This is a genomic window from Gemmatimonas sp. (assembly GCF_044345575.1).
Classification (GTDB): Bacteria; Gemmatimonadota; Gemmatimonadetes; order Gemmatimonadales; family Gemmatimonadaceae; genus Gemmatimonas.
Map to the genome: position 1 here is coordinate 1 of NZ_JBIJAW010000326.1, position 3656 is coordinate 3656.

At 67.3% G+C, this 3656-nt stretch carries 5 protein-coding genes; 3 read left to right on the forward strand and 2 right to left on the reverse strand.

Going from position 1 to position 3656, the window contains the following annotated elements; translation table 11 throughout:
- Positions 1–46: 46 nt before the first annotated feature.
- Both ACIQ6O_RS14455 and ACIQ6O_RS14460 read right to left on the reverse strand, forming a co-directional pair.
- Positions 47–511 carry a hypothetical protein gene (locus ACIQ6O_RS14455; RefSeq protein WP_396208484.1) on the reverse strand — a complete coding sequence of 155 codons (465 nt, stop codon included), beginning with the start codon at positions 509–511 and terminating at the stop codon, positions 47–49.
- A 67-nt stretch (positions 512–578) separates the two neighbouring features.
- Positions 579–1811 carry an OFA family MFS transporter gene (locus tag ACIQ6O_RS14460; RefSeq protein ID WP_396208485.1) on the reverse strand — a complete coding sequence of 411 codons (1233 nt, stop codon included), beginning with the start codon at positions 1809–1811 and terminating at the stop codon, positions 579–581.
- A 149-nt stretch (positions 1812–1960) separates the two neighbouring features.
- On the opposite strand from ACIQ6O_RS14460, the gene ACIQ6O_RS14465 reads away from it, so the two are divergent.
- Genes ACIQ6O_RS14465 through ACIQ6O_RS14475 form a run of 3 tightly spaced genes read left to right on the forward strand, consistent with a single transcriptional unit; the run spans position 1961 to position 3493 of the window.
- Positions 1961–2512 (forward strand): pyridoxamine 5'-phosphate oxidase family protein, encoded by a 552-nt coding sequence (locus ACIQ6O_RS14465; RefSeq protein WP_396208486.1) that lies wholly within the window; start codon positions 1961–1963, stop codon positions 2510–2512.
- A 13-nt stretch (positions 2513–2525) separates the two neighbouring features.
- On the forward strand, positions 2526–3014 hold the full coding sequence (locus ACIQ6O_RS14470) for a YeeE/YedE family protein (protein ID WP_396208487.1): 489 nt from the start codon (positions 2526–2528) through the stop codon (positions 3012–3014).
- 2 nt (positions 3015–3016) lie between these two features.
- Positions 3017–3493 (forward strand): DUF6691 family protein, encoded by a 477-nt coding sequence (locus ACIQ6O_RS14475; RefSeq protein WP_396208488.1) that lies wholly within the window; start codon positions 3017–3019, stop codon positions 3491–3493.
- Positions 3494–3656 lie beyond the last annotated feature (163 nt).

Consider the following 3656-nt stretch of genomic DNA (forward strand, 5'->3'; position numbering starts at 1 on the left):
AATCGTGCTGGTGATACGGGAAGGCGACGGCATCGGGGCTCCGAAATCAGGGAATGCGCAGGTAGGTCGCGAAGGTCACGCCGGTCGTGCGGCCCTGTGCATCTTCACGCATGTAGATCACGGCGATGGTGTTGTGATCGGGCGCGAGCACGTTGGTGAGACGCTGCGTCACCGCGCCGTCCTTCTTGTTCACGATCTCGTTCACGAGCGGCGAGATCGGCTTCACGGCGGCATGCGTCTGGCCCGCATTGCCCGTGACCGGCATGTCCGCGCCATCGAAGTTGGTGGTGTACCACCAGCGCGTGGTGTCGCCCTTCGCATTCACCGCCTGAATCGTGACCTTCATGCCGCTCGCGCCGAACGGCTCGTAGGTCATGATGTTGCTGGCGGGCGCCGGCGCGTCGCTCTTGAGCAGCCAGCGGCCAAAGCGCGGGTTGGCCTGCTGTGCCTCCGCCGTGACGGGAAGACAGCAGAAGGTTGCGGCTATCGCGAATGACAGAAGGCGTCGCATGCGTCGGCTCCAGGAAGGGGACGCGCGAATGTAGCCCCCGGCCCGGTGTCGCGCCGCCCGGCGGGGGTCAGTCTGCGGACTTCGGTTGGGGTGGCTTCACCATCAGCGTGAGCACGAATCCCACCGCGAGCAGCCCGGCCAACAGCTGCAACGGCTGGTCGTACACCGCCACGCGTGGCATGCCCGGCGTGAGCGCGGCCTTGGCCCGCGATGACAGCTCGGTGATGATGACCGGTCCCAGCACCGCGGCCACGCTCCACGCGGTAAGCAACGTGCCGTGAATGGCACCCACGTACGCGGTACCGAAGAGATCGGCGAGATACGCGGGAATGGTGGCGAACCCGCCGCCGTACATCGTGAACACGGTGAGCAGGCACACGAGGAACGGCCACCACGCGCCTTCCCGCGCGAGGGTGGGAATGAGCAGGAAGAGCACGAACTGCACGCCGAAGAAGAGCAGGTACGTGTTGCGGCGGCCAATGAGATCCGACGCACTCGACCAAAGCAGACGCCCGCCGGCATTAAAGACGCTGATCAGGGCGACCACCGCGGCGGCTTCGGCGGGCGTCTTGCCGAAGAGGTCCTGCATCATGGGGCTCGCCTGGGCGAGAATACCGATGCCGGCGGTGACATTCACGCACAGCATCCCCCACAGGAGTGCAAACTGCGGCGTGCGCACGGCTTCTCGGCGGGTGTAGCCAAGCCGAAGGAGCTCGGGGCGCGACGACGGTGTGGGGATGTTGACATCGGTGATGGTGGCGATGGGGGCCGGGCGCAGCAGCTGCGCGCCAGCAAGCATCACCACGCAATACACCGCGGCCAGCACGAACAGCGTGTTGGCGACGCCCACCCGTTCGATGAGAAACGCGTTGGCGTAGCCGGCGATGAACGCGCCCCCGCCGAAGCCCATGATGGCGAAGCCGGTGGCCATGCCGCGGCGGTCGGGGAACCACTTCACGAGGGTACTGACCGGCGCGATGTAGCCGATACCGCACCCGATACCGCACAGCACGCCCATGCCGATGAACAGCAGCAGGGGCTGCTGCAATACGAGTCCCAAGCCCCCCACGACAAGACCGATGGCGAAGCAGATCGCCGCGAGGCGTCCGGCCGCGCGGGCCCCGGTCCGTTCGACCCACGGGCCCCACGTGGCGGCACTCAGGCCGAGCAGGACGAGCGCGCTGGTGAACGTGGGGTACGGCGGCGTGGCCCACCATGGCAAGCTCGGAAGCGCCGCGATGATGGGGCGGTTGAGCGTGCTCCACGCGTACACGGAGCCGATGCCCAGGTGCACGAGCACGGCACCGAGGGGGATGGTCCAGCGGGGACCGGACGAAGAGGGGGCAGCGGCAGGGGTAGGCATACGGATGGGTGAACGGCTGCGACGGGCAATCTGTTGCCCGATCGCCGAAACCACCGCTGACGGGGGAGGGCGCCTACTTTTCGGTCATGGACGTACTCCGACGATTTTGTCTCGTGCTCGCCGTCGCGTTCGCGCCGGTGGGCGCATCGCTTTCGGCGCAAACTGCCCCTGCGCGCCTCGACTCCGTTGCACGTCGCATCGTAGCGGCCGCCCGATATGCCACCTTCATCACCGTCGATGGGGCTGGCCAGCCGCAGGCGCGCACGGTGGATGCCGCTGCTCCCGACTCGGTGTGGAACGTGTGGATCGCCACCAATCCACGGACTCGCAAGGTACGCGATGTGGAGCAACGGTCGCGGGTGGCGCTGCATTACTTCGATACGACCAGTCAGAGTTACGTGGCCGTCACCGGGCGGGCGCGCGTCGTGCGCGACCGTCAGTCGAAAGACGCGCACTGGAACCCGGCGTGGACTCCGTTCTACAAGAATCGCGATACGGACGTGGTGCTCATCGTGGTGCAGGCGACGAAGGTGGAAGTCGTGAGCCCCGGCATGGGTGTAGACAACGACCCGGTCACGTGGCTCCCGCAATCGTTCGCTCCACGATCCTCGCCGACCACGCGTCGTCCTTCACGTTGAGCATCCTGACTTCATGACGCAGTCCATGTGGTTCCCCAATGGCGCCCTCCCTCTGGGTTGGGAGCACTACCTGTTCGGTGGCCTCTGCCTCGGTGCCGGCGTGGCGTTGCTGTTTGTGCTCACGGGGCTCATTGGTGGTATGAGTTCCGTGTACTCAACCACGTGGTCGTGGTTTGTGGATCGCCCCTTCTTTCAGCAGTCGTCACTCACCGGAAGCCGGGTGTGGCGCGTGGCATATGCCGGCGGCCTCATTATCGGGGCGGCGGCGTGGTTCGTGTGGAGCGGCCAGCCCACGCGGGTAGCCGTGAGCACCCCGACCTGGCAGCTGTTCGTCGGTGGGCTGCTGGTGGGGTACGGCGCGCGACTCTCGCAGGGGTGCACGTCGGGTCATGGCATTTGCGGCCTCGCCTCGCTGTCGCGCCCGTCGCTCGTGGCGGTCGTCACGTTCATGGCCACCGCGTTCATGACGGCGAACGTGATGTGGCGTCTGGTGGGGGTCTGATCATGGCCTCGACCATCATTCCCACGATCACCCGCGACGGCGCGCCGGCGACCAAAGTCAGCCCCGTGGCTGTGGTGTGTGCCGCGTTGGTGGCCGGTGCGCTGTTCGGCTTTGGCCTGGCGTGGTCCACGATGATCCGCCCCGAGGTAGTGCTGGCGTTCCTCCGCTTTCAGGATCTTGGCTTGATGCTGGTGATGGGCGGCGGCGTGGCCGTCACCTTCGTGGCCTATCAGCTCGGGCCTCGTGTGCTCCCGCGCCCGCTGCTTGGCGGCGCCTTCGCGCTGCGCGCGGCGGTGCTCGACCGCCCCACCGTGGTTGGCGCGGCCATCTTCGGCATTGGTTGGGGACTGTGCGGTGTGTGCCCCGGACCGGCCATCGCCGGGCTGGGCGCCGGGAGCCACGAGCTGGGCTGGGCGATCGCGGGGATTGCCCTCGGGGCGCTGGGGCAGGGGATGACCGCAGGGAAACGGCGGGGTTAAGCACGAGGGCGTGAGGCCGTGCGCCTCCCACCGGTCGTCACGGCAGCCTTGTCCAACGCGCGGTACTTTCGGAGCCATCTCCTTTCTCCGGATCGCCCATGCGTCGACTCTCCGCTCCCCTGCTGCTCGCCGCCCTGACGGCGGGCACCCTCGCCGCCCAAAC